The sequence below is a fragment of the uncultured Pseudacidovorax sp. genome (assembly GCF_913773995.1).
Taxonomy (GTDB): domain Bacteria; phylum Pseudomonadota; class Gammaproteobacteria; order Burkholderiales; family Burkholderiaceae_C; genus Xenophilus.
The window spans coordinates 1-17,717 of sequence record NZ_CAJYES010000224.1; the positions used below are offsets into that span (position 1 = coordinate 1).

The following is a 17,717-nucleotide window of genomic DNA, read 5'->3' on the forward strand; positions in this document are numbered from 1 at the left end:
ATGGTGACAGGCGCGACGCCGCTGGCCGCGCCGGAACCTGCGCCGCCGCCGGTACCACCGGCCGTGCTCACCGGCGTTTCATTCAGCTTGGTACCCGACGAACAACCCGCCACAAGGGCGACGAAGGCAAGGGCAAAAATCGATTTCTTCAACATACGAACACTCCTCAGTGCGGACAAAAAATCATTGCTTTTGGAAGGGGCCCCAATCCGGTTCCCGGATGTCCCCCGCCTTCCCCGCCAAACGCGCCTTGATCTTGCCGTCAAGTGTGGTGGTCATCAGCGCTTCTCTGCCCTGAATCTGGGTTGAATAGACGAGCAGCTTGCCGTTCGGCGCAAAGCTGGGGCTCTCGTCTGCAGCGGTGTCGGTGATGGCCGTGACATTGCCGGTGGCGAGTTCCATCACATGGAGCTTGAATGCTCCGCCCACACGCGAGATGTAGGCCAACCACCGCCCGTCCGGGCTCACGGCTGGCGAAATGTTGTAGGACCCCGAGAAGGTCACGCGCACCGGCGCGCCGCCGCTGGCCGGCATCTTGTAAATCTGCGGAGCACCGCCCCGGTCGCTCACGAAGTAGATGGAACTGCCGTCGGCGGTGTAGGTCGGCTCCGTGTCGATGCTGCTGCTCTGGGTAAGCCGGCGGGGCTCGCCACCGCTTGCCGGAATTGTGTAGAGCTGGGACCCGCCATCGCGACTGAGGGTGACGGCCAGACTGCGGCCATCGGGCGACCAGGCCGGCGCACTGTTGGAGCCGCGGAAGTTGGCAACCAGACGGCGCTGGCCGGTCGCGACGGTGTGCACGTACACCACCGGCTTGCGCGACTCGAAGGACACGTAGGCCAGTTCACCACCGCTGGGCGACCACACGGGCGAGATGATCGGCTCAGGGCTGGCGAGCGCGGCCTGGGCGTTCTCGCCATCCGCATCGGCCACCCACAGCGTGTAGCGGCCCGAGGCGCGCGTCACATAGGCGATGCGGGTCGAGAACACGCCCTTCTCGCCGGTCAGCTTCTCGTAGACGTAGTCGGCGATCCGATGCGAGGCCAGCCTCAGGTCCGCCTCCGGGACGGTATAGCTCTGGCCGCCGAGGTCCTGCCCCCGGACCACGTCCCACAGCCGGAAGCGCACGTCCCAGCGACCATCCGCCAACCGCGTGACGCTACCGGCCACGAGCGAGTCCGCCGTGCGCTGGCGCCACAGGGCCAGGTCGGGGCGACTGTTCTCGTCGAGGGATTGGCCTGAGGCATCGACGCCGCGGAATTGCCCGCTGCGTTCGAGGTCCGCCTGCACAATGGCCGAGATCTTCTGGGGCGAGGCTTCCTCGCCGCGGAAAGGCGCCAGTGCGATGGGCAACTGCGTGAGGCCCACACCAGAGACTTCGACGCGGAACTGGGCCAGGGCGGGAAGGACCGGGACAGCAGCGAACGCGGTGATCAGCGTACGTCGGGCCAGGGTCGGAAACATCGAGGAAGACTGCGACGGCGGCGAAGTATTCATGCAGCTCGGAGGAATTTACGCCTGGAAAGTTTCAAATCCGGGTCGCGGTTCCAGGCGCGGAGCCAGCGATGTTACACCTTGCCCCTACGCGCAAACCCGGGCTTGCGTTCCGATTTCGCCTCTGTCCTACAGCCTCCAAGGGCGCATCAGGCGGCCCCGTAGAATCCGCCGCCATGTCGACCTCCCCTGCCGACGCGCCTGCGCGAGCGCCCCTGACTCGCCGGCTCGCCCGGCTCATGACGTGGTTCGGCGGTTCGCGTCGCTGGTGGGTTCTGGCCATGGTGATGTCCGTCGTCGCCGCCGTCACCGAACCCCTGATGCCTGCCCTGCTCAAGCCCCTGCTGGACCGGGGCTTCGCGCGGGGTCAACTCGCGCTGTGGATGGTGCCCACAGCCATCATCCTGCTCTTCGCGGTGCGTGGCGTGGCGCAGTTCGTGTCGCAATACGCGCTGGCGCGCATCGCCAACGAGGGCATGCAGCGCATGCGCAGCGTGCTGTTCGAACGCATGTTGGCGGCCGACCTCGGCCTGTTCTCGCGCCAGTCCGCCAGCACGTTGTCCAACACCATCGTCTACGAGGTGCAGACCGGCGCCATGCTGCTCGTGCAGGCGCTGCTGAGCATCTCCCGCGATGGCTTCACGGTGGTGGCACTGCTGTTCTATCTGCTCTTCCTGAACTGGAAGCTCACGCTGGTCGTCGCCGTGCTGGTGCCCGGTGTGTCATGGATCATGAAGGCGCTGTCGCGCCGCCTGTACAGCCTGACATTGATGGGCCAGCAGGCGACCGACGAGCTGGCCTACGTGGTGGAAGAGAACGTGCTGGCCCACCGCATGGTTCGCCTGCACGGTGCGCAGGCCGGCCAATCGGCCCGCTTCGACCGGCTCAGCCACAGCCTGAACCGGCTGGCGGTCAAGTCCACCATCGCCTCGGCCGCGATGACGCCGCTGACGCAGCTCTTCGCGGCGGTGGCGCTGTCGGTGGTGGTGATGATCGCCCTCTGGCAGAGCGGCGATCGCGGTCTGACGGTCGGCGGTTTCGTGGCGTACATCACGGCCATGCTGATGCTGATCGCCCCTATCCGCCGTCTGGCCGACATGGCCAATCCGATCACCCGCGGTCTCGCCGCGCTCGAGCGGGGACTGGGCCTCATGGACGGCACCCAGGTCGAAGCCGATGGCCGCTTCGAGATGGCCCGTGCCCAGGGCCGCGTGGAACTGCGGGGCGTACAAGTGCGCTACCGCGAAGACGCGGGCATGGCGCTGGAGGACATCGACCTGCGCATCGCCCCTGGGGAGATCGTCGCGCTGGTGGGCCCTTCGGGCTCGGGCAAGACGACGCTGGTCAACCTGCTGCCGCGCTTCGTGCATCCCACCGCCGGCCGGGTGACCCTGGACGATCAGGACGTGGCCGATTGGACGTTGGAGAGCCTGCGCCGGCAATTCGCCCTGGTGAGCCAGGACGTGGTGATGCTCAACGACACGTTGGCAGCCAATGTGGCACTGGGGGCCGCGCAAATAGACCGCGCGCGGGTGTTGCAGTGCGTGGAGGCGGCGAACCTCGCCCCTCATGTCGAGCGCCTGCCGCAAGGCATCGATACCGTGCTCGGCCACAACGCCACTGAACTGTCCGGCGGTCAACGCCAGCGGCTGGCGATCGCGCGAGCGCTCTATCGCGACGCGCCGGTGCTGCTGCTGGACGAAGCCACGTCGGCGCTGGATACCGAGTCGGAGCGTCTGGTGCAGGATGCCCTCCAGCGCCTCATGCGAGGCCGCACGACGCTGATCGTCGCGCACCGCCTCTCCACCATCCAGCATGCCGACCGGATCGTGGTCATGGACCGTGGCCGCATCGTCGAGCAAGGCAGTCACGCCGAGTTGATGGCCCGGGATGGGCTGTATGCCCGTCTGCAGGCGCCGCGCGCATAAGCTGTTGCGGAGGCCTGAGCAGCGGACGGGACCGCATCGATCCCGATTCCGCCCCAGCACCGCCGTTGCGTGTGCGCCGCTACACCCCAGAGGTTGTCCTACACCTCGACCAAACGGATCAGCGCCGACCGTAAGGTCATCCCCCAAGGTGTCCGAAACTTACAGAATGTTAAGGTAATGTGATGATCGTGCGTGGAGGCACGTGCGGACCACGACAGCGAAGGATTGGCAATGCAGCTCTCAGCAGCGGCACCTGCCTGTGCCCCTAAAGCTTCAGAAGGAGCTGGCGGACAAGACGACGGTGCAGAGGCGATTCACAGCGTTTTGACAGCCGTGCGGCGGCACCTGGGTATGGATGTCGCGTTCATCTCGCACTTCGAGGGCGACGAGCGCGTCTTCGAGTATGTGGACTGCGCGCCGGACGGGCCACTCAGGCCCTCGCAGCGATTGGCCATGACCGAAGGCTACTGCCTCAAGGTCGTGCGTGGCGAACTGCCCGAATGCATTCCCGACACCTCCAAGGTCGAGGCCGCACTGCAGATTCCGCACACCACTGAGATTCCCATCGGCTCTCACCTGAGCGTGCCGGTGCGCTTGAAGGACGGAAGCATCTACGGCACGCTCTGCTGCTTCAGCTACCTGCCGAATCCCGTCCTGGGAGAAAGGGAGATGCGGCTCATGCACGCATTCGCCGAAGTCGTCGGCCTGCGCATGGAGGAACGCTCCGCCGGCCAGCGCGCCCGCCAGAGTGCCGCGCGCGAGGTGCAGGACGCGATGGCACACGGCGCGCCCCGCATCGTTTTCCAGCCGGTCTACAGCATTGCGCACCGCGCGGTCCGCAGCTTCGAATGCCTCTCGCGTTTCGACATCGAGCCGCGGCGTCCGCCCGACGAGTGGTTCCGACTCGCCGACGCCGCGGGCGTGGGCCTGCCCCTGGAACTGCGTGCCATCGAGAAGGCACTGCAGAGCCTGGATGCCTTCCCCGCCAGGTGCTCGCTCAGCGTCAACTGCTCACCCAGCCTGATCCTGTCGGGGCGATTGGAGCCGGTGCTCGCAGCCGTGCGGGTGCCCTCACGGGTGACGCTGGAGATCACGGAGCATGCCATCGTGCAGGACTATGTGGCGCTTGCCGCCTCCTTGGCGCCTCTGCGTGCACTGGGCGCTCGCGTGGCCGTCGACGACGCCGGCGCAGGCTACGCCAGCATGCGCCACATCCTCAATCTGGCGCCGGACATCATCAAGCTCGACATGAGCCTGACCCGCAACATCCATGACGACGGGAAGCGCCGCGCGCTGGCCAAAGGCCTGACCAGCTTCGCCCACGAGATAAACAGCCTGGTGATTGCCGAAGGCGTCGAGTCCGGCGATGAGCTGGAAATGCTCCAGCGGCTTGACGTCGACTGCGCACAGGGCTACTTCTTGTCGAGGCCGCTGGGCCTGCAGGAAGCCCTGGCCTTCAGCGCCACCCGCTAGCCCTGCCCGTCGATGCGGGGCGGGGCGGGGCGCTCCGGTCAAAGCAGCACGATGTCGTACTGCCCCTGCCCCATGGCCGATTCGGCCTGCAGGGAGATCGGCTTGCCGATGAAGTCCGACAACCCCGCCAGATGCTGGCTCTCTTCGTCCAGGAAAAGCTCGATGACCGCCGGCGAGGACACGATGCGGAACTCGCGGGGCGTGAACTGCCGCGCCTCGCGCAGGATCTCGCGCAGCACCTCGTACGCGACCGTGCGCGCGGTCTTGACGATGCCCTGTCCACCACAGGCCACGCAGGGTTCGCACAGCATGTGCGCCAGCGATTCGCGCGTGCGCTTGCGCGTCATTTCCACCAGGCCCAGCTGCGAGAAGCCACTGGCGGTGGTCTTGACCCGGTCTCGGCCCAGTTGCTTGCGCAGTTCAGCCAGCACCTGCTCGCGGTGATCGGTGCGGCTCATGTCGATGAAGTCCACGATCACGATGCCGCCCAGGTTGCGCAGCCGCAGTTGCCGTGCGATGGACAGTGCGGCTTCCAGATTGGTCTTGAAGACCGTGTCGTCGAAGTTGCGGGCGCCGACGAAGGCGCCGGTGTTGACGTCGATGGTCGTCAACGCCTCGGTCTGGTCGATCACCAGGTAGCCGCCCGACTTGAGATCCACCCGCCGGCCCAGGGCACGGACGATGTCCTCGTCGATGTTGAACAGGTCGAAGATCGGCCGCTCTCCGGTGTAGAGCGCCAGCTTCTCGGCCGCCTTGGGCATGAACTCGCGGCCAAAGCGCAGAAGCCGGTCGAACTGCTCGCGCGAATCGATGCGGATGGTGGTGGTGCGTTCGTCCACCAGGTCGCGCAGCACACGCTGCAGCAGGCTGAGGTCCTGGTGCAGCAGCGACACCGGCGGCATCTTGCCGGCGCGCTCGTGGATGCGGGTCCAGGTCTTGCGCAGGTAGGCGATGTCGTCGGCCAGTTCGGCATCGCTCGCCTCCTCGCCATTGGTGCGCAGGATGTAGCCGCCGTGATCGCGCGATGGCCCCGCCTGGCCGGCAGAAGTTTGGATGGCCGCCTCTGCCAGTGTCTGGACGCGGCGGCGCAGCGTGTCTCGCTGCTCGGGCGGGATCTTCTGCGAGACGCCGATGTGGTTGTCCTGCGGCAGGAAGACGAGCATCCGCCCCGCGATGCTGATCTGCGTGGACAGCCGAGCCCCCTTGGTGCCGATCGGGTCCTTGATGACCTGCACCAGCAGCGACTGGCCCTCGAACACCTGCCGCTCGATGGGCACCACCGGCTGTTGCGAGCGGCCGCCCTCCCCGCTGGCCGCCGTGCGCGCCTCGGGCATCGGCGCGGCGCGCGAGCCCGGCGTGAACGGCGCCACCAGGTCGGCGACGTGCAGGAAGGCCGTGCGCTCCAGCCCGATGTCGATGAAGGCCGACTGCATGCCGGGCAGCACGCGCGACACCTTGCCGAGGTAGACATTCCCGACGAGTCCGCGCTCCAGCGTGCGCTCCACGTGCAGCTCCTGCACGGCGCCATGCTCGACCACGGCGACGCGCGTCTCCTGCGGAGCCCAGTTGATGAGGATTTCTTGCATGGGACTTGGCCGTTCAGGGGATTCGCCAGCCCGCCTGGCGCAGCAGTTGCGCCGTCTCGAAGACCGGCAGGCCCATGATGCCTGAATGGCTGCCCGCGATATGTTCGACCAGGGCGCTGCCGAGGCCCTGGATGGCATAGGCCCCTGCCTTGCCCATGGGCTCGCCGGTGGCGACGTAGGCATCGATCTGTGCGCGCGTGAGCGCCGCAAAACGCACCTGCGAGACGCTGAGCGCCTGCAGCCGACGTCGTCCCGCCTGCAGGGCCACGGCCGTCATCACGCGATGCGTGCGGCCCGAAAGCGCCGCCAGCATGGTGCGTGCATCGGCCGCATCGGCCGGCTTGCCGAGAATGCGCCCACCCAGCGCCACGGTGGTGTCGGCGCACAGCACCGGCGCCACGGGCGATCCACGCCGACGCAGGCGGGTCACCGCCGCATCGAGCTTGAGTCCGGTCACCCGCTGCACATAGGCGGTGGCTGCCTCGCGCGACAGCGGAACCTCCAGCGCCTCTGCATCCTCGTCGGCGTCTGCCACCAGCGGCTGATGACGGACCTGGAGCAGGTCGAGCAACTGGGCCCGGCGCGGGCTCTGCGAGGCCAGGTAGACGAAGTCTGGGCGGGATTTATTCACGGTGGTATGGATGGCCGGCGTTGACGGACCACGCCCTGTAGAGCTGTTCGACCAGCAGCACGCGCGCCATGGCATGCGGCAGCGTCAGGTCGGAAAGGCGGATGCGCTCGTGCGCGGCTGCCCTGAAAGCGGGTTCCAGGCCGTCCGGCCCCCCGATGACCAGCGCCACGTCATCGCCCTCCCCCTGCCAGAAGGACAGGCGGGCAGCCAGGGCCTTGGTGGTGAGCGCGGTCCCTCGTTCGTCGAGCGCGACGATGCGCGTGCCGCGGGGAATCGCCGCCTCGATGCGCTCGCGCTCGGCCGCATAGAGCGTCTCTAGCGACTTGGAGCCCCGCGGCTCGGTCTTGACGGCCTTGAGCTCGAGCTTGAGCTCCGGCGGGAAGCGTTTGGCGTAGTCGTCCCAGGCGGTCTGCGCCCAGTCGGGCATGCGCTGCCCGACGGCGACCACCAGCAGCTTCATGCCTTCTTGCGGGCCAGCGCCTTCTTGGCGGCCACCTTGCGAGCGGGTGTGCCGACCACGACCTTCTTGGGCGCCGCCTTTTTCGCGGCGGGCTTGCGGGCAGACTTGGCGGGCGCGGTGCCTGCGGCCTTGCGCGCCGGCGCCTTGGGAGCCGCCGGCTTGGAGGCGGCCTTCTTCGCTGCAGGCTTGCGGGCCGAAGAAGCGGCGGAGTCGGCGCTGGTACCCGCGCGTTTGCGCGGTGCCTTTTTGGCAGGCGCGGCGGCTTCATCGGAAGCCACGCGGGCCGAGGGCTTGGGTGCACCGAACTTCACGCGCACCGGCTTGTCGCCCCAGATCTCTTCGAGGTGGTAGTAGGCGCGGATGTTGGGCTGCATGATGTGGGCCACGGCAGGGCCGCAGTCCACGATGATCCATTCGCCGTTGTCCTCGCCTTCGATGCGCGGCTTGCTGAAGCCGGCCTCCTTGACGGCCTCGCGCACGCTGGCGGCGAGGGCCTTGGTCTGGCGATTGGAGGCGCCGGAGGCGACGATCACCCGCTCGAACAGCGGGGACAGATGCTCCGTGTTGAAGACCTGGATGTCCTGTGCCTTGACGTCCTCCAGGCCATCGACGATGGCCCGCTGGAGTTTCTGGATGTCTTTCTTGGCGGAGGCGTCAGTGCTCATCAGGCGGGCTGTAGAGGTGGTGTTGTTCAATATAGCGTGCAACGGCAGGGGGAACCAGCGCCGCCAAGTCCAGCCCCTGCGCGGCGCGCTGGCGGATCAGGGTGGCACTGGTGTCCTCCGGCGCAATGCGAAGGGATTCGAAACGGGCTTCGGCCGGCAGCCCGGGAAGGCTGCGCGGGTCGAAGACGATGGGCTCGCCCGCATCGTCGATGCGTTCGGCCACCGCCACCGTGGCGATCTGCAGGATCTGCTGCCAGCCATGCCAGGTCGGCAGTGCCGCCGCCTGGTCGGTGCCAAGCATCAGCACCCACTCGACTTCGGGCTGTTCGAGCCGCAATTCTCGCAGGGTATCGAGCGTGTAGGTCGGACCGCTGCGCAAGGTCTCCCGCGGATCGACCACCACGGCGCCCAGCGGCTCGAAGGCGAGCTGCGCCATGGCCACCCGATCCGCCGCGTCGCTGAGCGTGCGCGCCTTGTGCCACGCATGGCCGGTGGGCAGCACCCGAAGCTCACGCAACTGCAACTGCGCGAGGGCTGCGCGCGCCAGCGCCACATGCGTGTTGTGTGGCGGATCGAAGGCACCGCCGAACACGCCGACGCGGGGTTTCAGAGCCATTCGCGGCGAGGCAGGAAGTCGGTGTAGAGACGCGCCTCGGCCGAGCCCGGCGCTTCTTCACGGCGATAGGCCCAGCTCGCCTGCGGCGGCATCGACAGCAGGATGGATTCGGTGCGCCCTCCCGACTGAAGGCCGAAGTGGGTGCCGCGGTCCCAGACCAAGTTGAATTCGACGTAGCGGCCGCGGCGATACAACTGGAAGGCGCGTTCGCGCTCGCCCCAGGGCGTGTTCCGGCGGTGCTCGACGATGGGCAGGTAGGCAGGCAGGAACGCCTCGCCGACCGACCGCAGCATGTCGAAGCTGCGCTCGAAGCCTAGCTCGGAGAAATCGTCGAAGAATATGCCGCCGATGCCGCGCTGCTCGCCCCGGTGCTTCAGGCAGAAGTACTCGTCGCACCAGGCCTTGAAGCGGGGGTACTTGTCCTCGCCGAAGGGGGAAAGCGCATCGCGGCAACTGCGGTGGAAATGCACCGCGTCGTCCTCGAAGCCGTAGTAGGGCGTGAGATCCATGCCGCCGCCGAACCAGCACACCGGTTCGGCGTCCGCAGGGAGCGCCGCGATCATGCGCACGTTCATGTGCACGGTCGGCACGTAGGGATTGCGCGGATGGAAGACCAGCGACACCCCCATGGCCTCGAAGGGCGCGCCGGAAAGTTCGGGCCGATGTTGCGTTGCAGATGGCGGCAGCCGAGGCCCCCGCACATGCGAGAAACCGCAGCCTGCGCGCTCGAACAGGTCGCCGCCTTCCAGGATGCAGGTCAGTCCCTCGCCCTGCAGCGGCTCGCCAGGCGCCTTGTGCCAAGCGTCGCGAACGGCGCGCCCGCCGTCCGCGCCTTCGACCGCTTCGACGATGCGCGTCTGCAAGCCGCGTAGCCAGTCGCCGACCGCCTGCGGCTGGGCCTGCATCAGGCGCCCTGCCCGCGCGCGGGCACCGCGCGATGGCCGATGTCCTTGCGGTACTGCACGCCGTCGAAGCGCACCTGCGCGGCCACCTCGTAGGCGCGCTGCTGGGCCAGCTTGACGTTGTCGGCCAGCACCGTCACGCACATCACGCGGCCGCCGCTGGTGAGCAGCTTGCCGTCCTGCAGCGTGGTGCCGGCATGGAAGACCACGGCATCGGCAGCCTCTGCCGGCACGCCGCTGATGGCGTCGCCCTTGCGCGGATCCAGCGGATAGCCGTGCGCAGCCAGGACCACGCCGAGCGCGGTACGCCGGTCCCACTCCAGTTCAACCTGGTCCAGGGTGCCGTCGGTGGCGTGCCACAGCAGATCGAACAGGTCGGACTTCAGGCGCATCATGATCGGCTGCGTCTCGGGGTCACCCATGCGGCAGTTGAATTCGAGCGTCTTGGGATGGCCGGCCGCGTCGATCATCAGTCCGGCGTAGAGGAAGCCGGTGTAGGGAATGCCGTCGCGCTCCATGCCGCGGATCGTCGGCAGGATGATCTCGCGCATCACGCGGGCATGCACCTCGGCCGTCACCACGGGCGCCGGCGAATAGGCGCCCATGCCGCCGGTGTTCGGGCCCTGGTCGCCATCGAGCAGGCGCTTGTGGTCCTGGCTGGTGGCCAGCGCGGCGACGTTCTTGCCGTCGCACAGCACGATGAAACTGGCCTCCTCGCCGGCGAGGAATTCCTCGATAACCACGCGGGCGCCGCCTTCGTTGTGGCTGATGCCCAGCTTGTTGTCGAGCAGCATGAAGTCGATGGCCTCGTGCGCCTCGGTCAGTGAGGTGGCCACGACCACGCCCTTGCCCGCCGCCAAGCCGTCGGCCTTGATGACGATGGGCGCGCCCTTGGCGTCCACGTAGGCGTGGGCGGCCGTGGCGTCGGTGAAGGTCTCGTATTCCGCGGTGGGAATCTTGTGCCGTTTCATGAAGGCCTTGGAGAAGGCCTTGGAGCTTTCGAGCTGCGCGGCTGCCTTGGTGGGGCCGAAGATGCGCAGGCCATGGTCTCGGAACTCGTCGACCACGCCCGCCGCCAGCGGGCCTTCAGGGCCGACCACCGTCAACGCGATCTTTTCCTGCTGCGCCCATTCGCGCAGTGCCGCGGGATCGGTGTGGGGGACCTGCACGAAACGCTTGTCGAGCGCCGTGCCGCCATTGCCCGGCGCCACGTAGACCCGCGTGACGCGCTCGGAATGCGCCAGGCGCCAGGCCAGCGCGTGCTCGCGTCCGCCCCCGCCGATGACCAGGACCTTCATCAGGAGGCCTCCGCGATGGACGCGTTGTGGTAGACCTCCTGGACGTCGTCCAGGTCCTCGATCATGTCCAGAAGCTTCTGCATGCGGGCGCCGTCCTCGCCGCCCAGTTCGATGGTGTTCTCGGCACGCATCGTGACCTCGGCCAGCTCGGCCTTCAGACCGGCGGCCTCCAGGGCGTTCTTGACCGCTTCGAAATCGCCCGGCGCGGTGATCACCTCGATGGCGCCGTCATCGTCAGTCACCACGTCCTCGGCGCCAGCTTCGAGCGCCACTTCCATGACCTTGTCCTCGTCCGTGCCCGGCGCGAAAAGGATCTGGCCGCAGTGCTTGAACTGGAAGGCCACGGAGCCTTCGGTGCCCATGTTGCCGCCGTACTTGGAGAACACATGCCGCACCTCGGCGACCGTGCGCACGCGGTTGTCGGTCATGGTGTCGACGATGATGGCCGCGCCGCCGATGCCGTAGCCCTCGTAGCGGATTTCCTCGTACTGCACGCCCTCGAGGTTGCCGGTGGCCTTGTCGATGTTGCGCTTGATGGTGTCGGCCGGCATGTTGGCGGCCTTCGCCTTGTCGACCGCCAGGCGCAGGCGGGGGTTGGCCGTGAGGTCACCGCCGCCCGTGCGCGCGGCCACCATGATTTCGCGGATGACGCGCGTCCAGATCTTGCCGCGCTTCTCGTCCTGCCGGCCTTTTCTGTGTTGAATGTTTGCCCACTTGCTGTGTCCGGCCATGACCTGATGCTCGCGTTTCTTGTCTGTCGTTACGGGTGGGCAATTTTACCGTCCGCAACGAAGCTTCCCCTCGGCGGGACGGCATACTCCGCCTTTTTCACAATCCCTCCAACGTGCCATGACCTCCGATTCCTCCAGCGCCGGCATGTCGACCGCAGACTCGGACAGCTGCGATGTCTTCGTGATCGGCGGCGGCCCGGCAGGCGCCACGGCCGCCGCGCTGCTCGCGCGTCAGGGCCGACGGGTGGTGGTGGCCGAGAAGGCGCATCACCCGCGCTTCCACATCGGCGAGTCGCTGCTGCCTGCCAACGTCGAACTGTTCGAGCGGCTGGGCGTCCGCGAAGAGGTCGAGCGCATCGGCATGGCCAAGTGGGGCGCCGAGTTCGTCTCGCAGGAGCACGGCCGCAGCGTGCGGCTGGGCTTTGGCGAGGGATGGGACAAGAAGCTTACCCACGCTTGGCAAGTTCGCCGGTCCGACCTGGATGAGATTCTTTTCCGCCATGCCGCCAAGGAAGGCGCGACCGCACTAGAAGGCTGCCGGGTGCGCGACGTCGCCTTCGACGCGCAGGGCGCGACTGTCCAAACCACCCTCGACGACGGCAGCTCGCGCCAATGGCGCACGCGCTTCGTGATCGACGCATCGGGCCGCGACACCTTCATGGCCAACCGGCTGAAGTCCAAGCTCAAGAATCCGCGCCACAACAGCTCGGCCCTGTTCGGCCACTTCCGCAACGCCTGGCGGGCGGAAGGGATGTACGAGGGCTACATCACCATCTTCTGGTTCAAGCACGGCTGGTTCTGGTACATCCCGCTGGCGGACGGTACGGTGAGCGTGGGTGCCGTGTGCTGGCCCTACTACCTCAAGTCGCGCGACAAGCCGCTGAAGGATTTCTTCGCCGAAACCATCGCCATGAGTCCCGAGCTCTCCGAGCGCCTCAAGAGCGCGGAACTGGTCGACGATGCGGTCTACGCCACCGGCAACTATTCCTACAGCGGCACGCATTGCACCGGCGAGCGTTACCTGATGCTGGGCGATGCGTTCGCCTTCATCGATCCGGTCTTCTCCTCGGGCGTGTACCTGGCTATGCACAGCGCCTTCGAGGGCGCCGGACTGGTGGCCACTACGCTGGACCAACCCTCACGCGCGCCCGCCGCAAGGCGCGCCTTCGAGCGCTACATGCGAAAGGGACCGAAGGAGTTTTCCTGGTTCATCTTCCGCGTCACCAACCCGACCATGCGCGAGTTCTTCATGTATCCGCAGAACCCCTTCCGCGTGAAGGAGGCGCTGATGTCGCTGCTGGCCGGAGACATCCACAACGGCACGCCCATCTGGCGCTCGCTGCGCATCCTGAAGACCATGTATTACGCGGTGTCTGCCGCCAATCCGCGGCGGACGTGGCACGCCTGGCAGCGACGCCGACGCAACATCCGCGACCTCGGCCCGCTGGCCGGCGAGAACGTGCTCGAGAGCCGATGAGCAGGTCGTCTTGCGGCGCCATCGGCGCATCTACCCAGGCCTTCGTTGAGTCCAGCTTCCATTCACTTGCCAGTGCTGAGGCGGCGACGCCGGCCTTTCAGCGCTGGCTTCTGCGAGATGCCGCCTCTCTTGAACCCGGCCGCATCCTGGGCGGACTGGTCTATGGCGCGACTGAAGGCAACACAGTGCTTCCAGCGGGACTGGCCTGCGTGCCGGCGGCGCTGCTCCTGCAGCAACCGCTCACCGCCGACGTGTGGCTTGCCGGCGGGCCGGTCACAGCGGGCCAGACAGGCTGTGTGCGGTGGCGGCATGACGACGGCCACCTGTTCGGCGCCGTCGACCTCGAAGAAGATGGCAGCGGCCTCGAAGCGCTCTCCCGGCGCGCCTATGCCGACCTGTTCGCCTGCCTCGCCGAGACAGGCTTTGCCCACCTGCATCGCCTCTGGAACTACCTGCCCCGGATCAACGAGGACGGCGGCGGACTCGAGCGCTATCGGCAGTTCAACGCCGGGCGGCAGCAGGCCTTTCTCGACGCCGGGCAGGCCGCCTTCGAAGGTTCGCCCGCGGCCTGCGCGCTCGGGCTGCATCGTGGCGGGCTGGTCTTGCGCTTTCTTGCCGCGAAAGTGGCACCTCAGCCGATCGAGAACCCCCGGCAGACGCCCGCCTGGCGCTACCCGGCGGACTACGGCCCGCGCGCCCCCACCTTCTCGCGGGCGGCCGTCGTCCGCCAGCCTGACGGCGCGAAGCGCTTGTTCGTCTCAGGCACCGCCAGCATCGTCGGTCATGCCACCGTGCATGAAGGTGATCTCCACGCCCAGCTCGACGAGACGCTGCGCAACCTCGACGCCGTGCTGGCCGAGGCCAACCGGCTCGGTGGCGGCGGATTCGCCCTGGCGGAAAGCGATGCCGTGGTGTACGTGCGGCACCCGGCAGATGCGTCGCTGCTCCGCGACCGCCTTGCCGCCGTCATGGGCACGGACAGTCCTTTTCTCCGGCACGCAGTGTTCCTCCACGCCGACATCTGCCGGCGCGATCTGCTGCTAGAAATCGAAACCCACATGAGCGTTCCCGACCGACTCGCCGTGCAAGCCGCCTCGTCCATCGAGGCGGTCGGCACGTCCGGGACGGCGCCTACCCCCCCATTGGATGAACCCAAGCGCTGACCGCTCCCGCCACGCCCCGACCATGCACCGGGCCCAGCCATGAGAGCGCTCCTTGGCCTTGCGAGGGCACTCTTTCTCGCGCCACCGCTTTACCTGCTGCTGCTCGGGCTGGGTCTCATGTCGCTCGCCTGGAACTTGGTGGCGATAGTGCTCTATCCCGTCCTTCCGCCGGCAAAGGGCCGTGCGATGGGGCGTGCCGCCATCGCCCATGGCTACCGCCTTTTCTGGACCGTCGCCTGCGCCTGCGGAATGATGCGCATCGATGCCCGATGCCTCGGCGCCCTGCGCGACGAGCGTGGTCTGGTGATCATCGCCAATCACCCGACGATGCTGGACGCGCTGCTGATGGTGGCGCATCTGCCTCACAGCGCCTGCATCATGAAAGCGTCGCTGATGAAGAACGTGTTTCTCGGCGCGGGAGCGCGGCTGGCACGCTACATCCGTAACGACTCCGCACGCACGATGGTGCGCCTGGCTGTCGACGACCTGCGCGAGGGCGGTCAACTGGTGGTGTTTCCGGAAGGCACGCGCACAACCGGGGGGCGGCTCAATGCGTTCCGCCCGGGCGTGACGCTCATCGCGCGTCTGGCGCAGGCACCGATCCAGACCGTGTTCATCGACACGGACTCGCCCTATCTCGGCAAAGGCTGGCCCATTTGGCGCGTGCCGCCGCTGCCCATTGTTTTCCGCCTGCGGCTTGGCGAGCGTTTTGCGCCGATGGCGGACAGCAACGCTCTGACTGCACGCCTAGAAAGCTATTTCCAACACCATCTGTCGCCCGGGGTCGAGCCCGAAGCGAAAGCCGCCGAATGCCAGAGTCCTCGCGCACCCACCTTGTCCTGATTCCGAGCTACAACACCGGGCCCAAGGTTTTCGAGACGGTGCGCGAAGCGCGGGCGCAATGGCGTCCCGTCTGGGTCGTGGTCGACGGCAGCACCGACGGCACTGCCGATGTACTCCAGCAGATGGCGGCAGTGGACGATGGGCTGCGGGTCTGGGTACTGCCGAAGAATGAGGGGAAGGGCTCTGCCGTGATGCACGGTCTGCGTGCTGCAGCCGCCGAAGGATTCACACACGCGCTCACCATGGACTCCGATGGGCAGCACCCGTCAGCACTCATCCCGGTCTTCATGGCCCAGTCGCTGGAGCGCCCCGAGACCATGGTGCTGGGCCGGCCCGTGTTTGATGCCACCGCCCCGCTTCTGCGCGTGCGCGGCCGCCGCGTCTCCAATGGCTGGACCCAACTGGAGACCCTGTTTGCCGGCATCGGCGACTCGCTGTATGGCTTTCGTGTCTACCCCATCGCGGCCTTGCTCGCGATCATGGATCGCCAGCCCTGGATGCGCCGCTTCGACTTCGACACCGAGGCCGTGGTCCGGCTTGCCTGGCGCGGCGTGAAGCCACTCAACATTGACGCGCCCGTCAAATACCTGAGCGCGGACGAGGGCGGCGTCTCCCACTTCCGCTATGGTCGCGACAACGTGCTGCTGACCTGGATGCACACACGCTTGATGATCGAGTTTGTGCTTCGCCTCCCCTCACTGGCCTGGAAGCGACTGCGCAAGCTGCCGCCCTTCCAGCGCTGAATTCACTCTGCGGGCAGCGAAAGCCCCGCCGATCGCGAGCGCAAGAAGACCGGGATCACCCGAGCAACCCGTTGCATCGTGGCGAACTCGATGTCGCTCAACTCCTTGTTCTCCGGATCGAAGTGGCACAGCGAGCCGAACAGTTCGCCCGCATCGTCGAGTACCGGAACGCCGTGGTAGCTGAGCAGCACTCCCTGGTAGGCGTGCCCGTCGAGCCGACGGTCCTCGCGGGTGTCGGCAGTGCGGAACTCGCCCTCGCGCAATACGTACTGGCAGAAGCTGTCCTGGAAAGGCACCGCAGCCAACTGCTCGGGCCGCGCCTCGCCCGCCTTGTCGACCAACACCAGGTTCCGCATCAAGTCTCCCTCGAAACGGTAGACGCCCGTGTAGCGGTGGGGTACCCGCGCGTTGAGCTCGCGCAGGCCCGCATCCAGTCCCTCGCGCTGACACGTGTGCACAAACCACTGGATCTCGTTCATCGAAGTCGCTTTCACAGAATGCGCGATTGTCGCCCGCCTGAACGGACGAAGCCGGCATCACCGTCGTTCAGCGTTCGGGCCAGCGCTGGGGCACTCGCCGGAGTTTGGCCGTGTCGTAGCCCAGGGCATGCAGGCGCGCCACGGCAGAGTCATAGCTGGACTCGGGAATGGACGGCTGCCTCGCCATGATCCATGCGTAGTCCCGCGCACTGCGCCCGATGATGGTGAGCGAATAGTCTGGATCCACATCGACGATCACGTACTCGGCCTGTATGGGCCAGACGAATTGCATTCCCCATACGGCGTTTCCGGATCCAGGCACGACCGTGCCCACCGGGTTCATCGTGCGCAAGGGTCCGTCGAAGGCGCCTTCCCGATAGCGGAACCGCGTACGAATGCGCCCGTCGGCGTCGCGGCTATATGACTCGACGGCGTTGTAGGCGTCACGCTCGGGCAGCGTGGGGATGTTGCCGATCACATACCAATCGCCCATGAACCGTTGCAGGTCGACCTGAGCAGCCCTGTCGATGGTGGGCGTGGAGACCGCACAGCCGGCGAGTCCAGCGGCCACGAATGCGACGCCGATGGTGCCAAGTGATCGGCGGCTTAGGCCCGCAAGGCAGGTTGTGTGTCTCGACATGAGAATCCCGGCGCAACTATGGAGCGCGCACGGTATCTCGTACCTTTCACAGGGTCACGTCGGACAACTTCGACAGCACCAATGGGCTGCAGAAGGCAGGCATTGGAGCCGTTGCCCGGTGGCCTCCGCCGCACGGCGCCGCACGCGCCTGCTCCGATCAGGGCCGCTTGAGGCCGAAGGCGCCAAGCACCTGCTCCGCGTTCTTCTGCATCTGCTCCTGCATCTGCTGAAACGCCGACTTGGACTGCTCGACATAGCTGCCCATCAGCCCCTGGAGCACAGGAGATTGCATGGTCATGAAGCGCGCCCACATCTCGGGCGTAAAACTCTGGGCCTTGTCGGCCATCTGCCCCTGGACCTCGACCATCGCCTGGATGTTCTTCTCGAGATAAGGCGCCATGAAGCCCTGCATGGCGTGGCCGTAGAACCGGATGATGCTCGCGAGTACCTGTTCGGTGAACATCGGTGCACCACCTGCCTCTTCCTCCAAGATGATCTGGAGCAGGATGCTGCGGGTGATGTCCTCACCGGTCTTCGCGTCGCGGACCACGAAGGTCGCCTGATCCATCACCAACTGCTTGACGTCCG

At 66.9% G+C, this 17,717-nt stretch carries 18 protein-coding genes; 6 read left to right on the forward strand and 12 right to left on the reverse strand.

Going from position 1 to position 17,717, the window contains the following annotated elements; genetic code table 11:
- Positions 1-183 precede the first annotated feature (183 nt).
- A complete protein-coding gene (gene tolB, locus QZ772_RS20600; protein ID WP_295530283.1) occupies positions 184-1,464 on the reverse strand; it encodes a Tol-Pal system beta propeller repeat protein TolB in 1,281 nt (426 codons plus the stop codon).
- 206 nt (positions 1,465-1,670) lie between these two features.
- On the opposite strand from tolB, the gene msbA reads away from it, so the two are divergent.
- Together msbA and QZ772_RS20610 are read left to right on the forward strand one after the other, a co-directional pair.
- Positions 1,671-3,422, forward strand: coding sequence for a lipid A export permease/ATP-binding protein MsbA (gene msbA / locus QZ772_RS20605; protein WP_295530286.1), 1,752 nt, complete (start codon positions 1,671-1,673; stop codon positions 3,420-3,422).
- Between the two features lie 231 nt (positions 3,423-3,653).
- Positions 3,654-4,895 carry an EAL domain-containing protein gene (locus QZ772_RS20610; RefSeq protein ID WP_295530289.1) on the forward strand — a complete coding sequence of 414 codons (1,242 nt, stop codon included), beginning with the start codon at positions 3,654-3,656 and terminating at the stop codon, positions 4,893-4,895.
- A 38-nt stretch (positions 4,896-4,933) separates the two neighbouring features.
- Here QZ772_RS20610 and rng read toward each other — a convergent pair whose 3' ends face one another.
- The 8 genes from rng to QZ772_RS20650 are packed head-to-tail and all read right to left on the reverse strand — an operon-like array spanning position 4,934 to position 11,784.
- Positions 4,934-6,481: a ribonuclease G gene (gene rng, locus QZ772_RS20615; protein ID WP_295530292.1), complete on the reverse strand. Its 1,548-nt coding sequence runs from the start codon at positions 6,479-6,481 to the stop codon at positions 4,934-4,936.
- A 13-nt stretch (positions 6,482-6,494) separates the two neighbouring features.
- Positions 6,495-7,112, reverse strand: a complete 618-nt coding sequence (locus QZ772_RS20620) for a nucleoside triphosphate pyrophosphatase (RefSeq protein ID WP_295530295.1) — start codon at positions 7,110-7,112, stop codon at positions 6,495-6,497.
- Entirely contained in the window at positions 7,105-7,572 is a 468-nt protein-coding gene (gene rlmH, locus QZ772_RS20625) for a 23S rRNA (pseudouridine(1915)-N(3))-methyltransferase RlmH (RefSeq protein WP_017761578.1), read from the reverse strand. Before rlmH ends, QZ772_RS20620 begins: the two co-directional genes overlap by 8 nt.
- A complete protein-coding gene (gene rsfS, locus QZ772_RS20630) occupies positions 7,569-8,237 on the reverse strand; it encodes a ribosome silencing factor (RefSeq protein ID WP_295530300.1) in 669 nt (222 codons plus the stop codon). The genes rlmH and rsfS overlap by 4 nt, the downstream gene beginning before the upstream one ends.
- Positions 8,227-8,853 carry a nicotinate (nicotinamide) nucleotide adenylyltransferase gene (gene nadD / locus QZ772_RS20635; protein ID WP_295530303.1) on the reverse strand — a complete coding sequence of 209 codons (627 nt, stop codon included), beginning with the start codon at positions 8,851-8,853 and terminating at the stop codon, positions 8,227-8,229. Before nadD ends, rsfS begins: the two co-directional genes overlap by 11 nt.
- Complete coding sequence (gene hemF / locus QZ772_RS20640) at positions 8,844-9,758, reverse strand: oxygen-dependent coproporphyrinogen oxidase (RefSeq protein WP_295530306.1); 915 nt, start codon at positions 9,756-9,758, stop codon at positions 8,844-8,846. The genes nadD and hemF overlap by 10 nt, the downstream gene beginning before the upstream one ends.
- Entirely contained in the window at positions 9,758-11,053 is a 1,296-nt protein-coding gene (gene purD, locus QZ772_RS20645) for a phosphoribosylamine--glycine ligase (RefSeq protein ID WP_295530309.1), read from the reverse strand. The genes hemF and purD overlap by 1 nt, the downstream gene beginning before the upstream one ends.
- Positions 11,053-11,784, reverse strand: a complete 732-nt coding sequence (locus QZ772_RS20650) for a YebC/PmpR family DNA-binding transcriptional regulator (RefSeq protein WP_294365617.1) — start codon at positions 11,782-11,784, stop codon at positions 11,053-11,055. The genes purD and QZ772_RS20650 overlap by 1 nt, the downstream gene beginning before the upstream one ends.
- A gap of 118 nt (positions 11,785-11,902) precedes the next feature.
- On the opposite strand from QZ772_RS20650, the gene QZ772_RS20655 reads away from it, so the two are divergent.
- Genes QZ772_RS20655 through QZ772_RS20670 form a run of 4 tightly spaced genes read left to right on the forward strand, consistent with a single transcriptional unit; the run spans position 11,903 to position 16,010 of the window.
- Positions 11,903-13,261, forward strand: coding sequence for a tryptophan 7-halogenase (locus QZ772_RS20655; protein WP_295530312.1), 1,359 nt, complete (start codon positions 11,903-11,905; stop codon positions 13,259-13,261).
- Complete coding sequence (locus QZ772_RS20660) at positions 13,258-14,424, forward strand: hypothetical protein (RefSeq protein WP_295530314.1); 1,167 nt, start codon at positions 13,258-13,260, stop codon at positions 14,422-14,424. The genes QZ772_RS20655 and QZ772_RS20660 overlap by 4 nt, the downstream gene beginning before the upstream one ends.
- A gap of 39 nt (positions 14,425-14,463) precedes the next feature.
- Positions 14,464-15,267 carry a lysophospholipid acyltransferase family protein gene (locus QZ772_RS20665; protein WP_295530317.1) on the forward strand — a complete coding sequence of 268 codons (804 nt, stop codon included), beginning with the start codon at positions 14,464-14,466 and terminating at the stop codon, positions 15,265-15,267.
- Entirely contained in the window at positions 15,234-16,010 is a 777-nt protein-coding gene (locus QZ772_RS20670; RefSeq protein ID WP_295530321.1) for a glycosyltransferase family 2 protein, read from the forward strand. The genes QZ772_RS20665 and QZ772_RS20670 overlap by 34 nt, the downstream gene beginning before the upstream one ends.
- 2 nt (positions 16,011-16,012) lie before the next feature.
- Here QZ772_RS20670 and QZ772_RS20675 read toward each other — a convergent pair whose 3' ends face one another.
- From QZ772_RS20675 to QZ772_RS20685, 3 genes are all read right to left on the reverse strand, one after another.
- A complete protein-coding gene (locus QZ772_RS20675; protein WP_295530324.1) occupies positions 16,013-16,489 on the reverse strand; it encodes a GAF domain-containing protein in 477 nt (158 codons plus the stop codon).
- 67 nt (positions 16,490-16,556) lie between these two features.
- A complete protein-coding gene (locus QZ772_RS20680) occupies positions 16,557-17,060 on the reverse strand; it encodes a lipocalin family protein (RefSeq protein ID WP_295530327.1) in 504 nt (167 codons plus the stop codon).
- 226 nt (positions 17,061-17,286) lie between these two features.
- The coding region (locus tag QZ772_RS20685; protein WP_295530330.1) for a PHB accumulation regulatory domain-containing protein at positions 17,287-17,717 on the reverse strand (431 nt) is incomplete at its 5' end.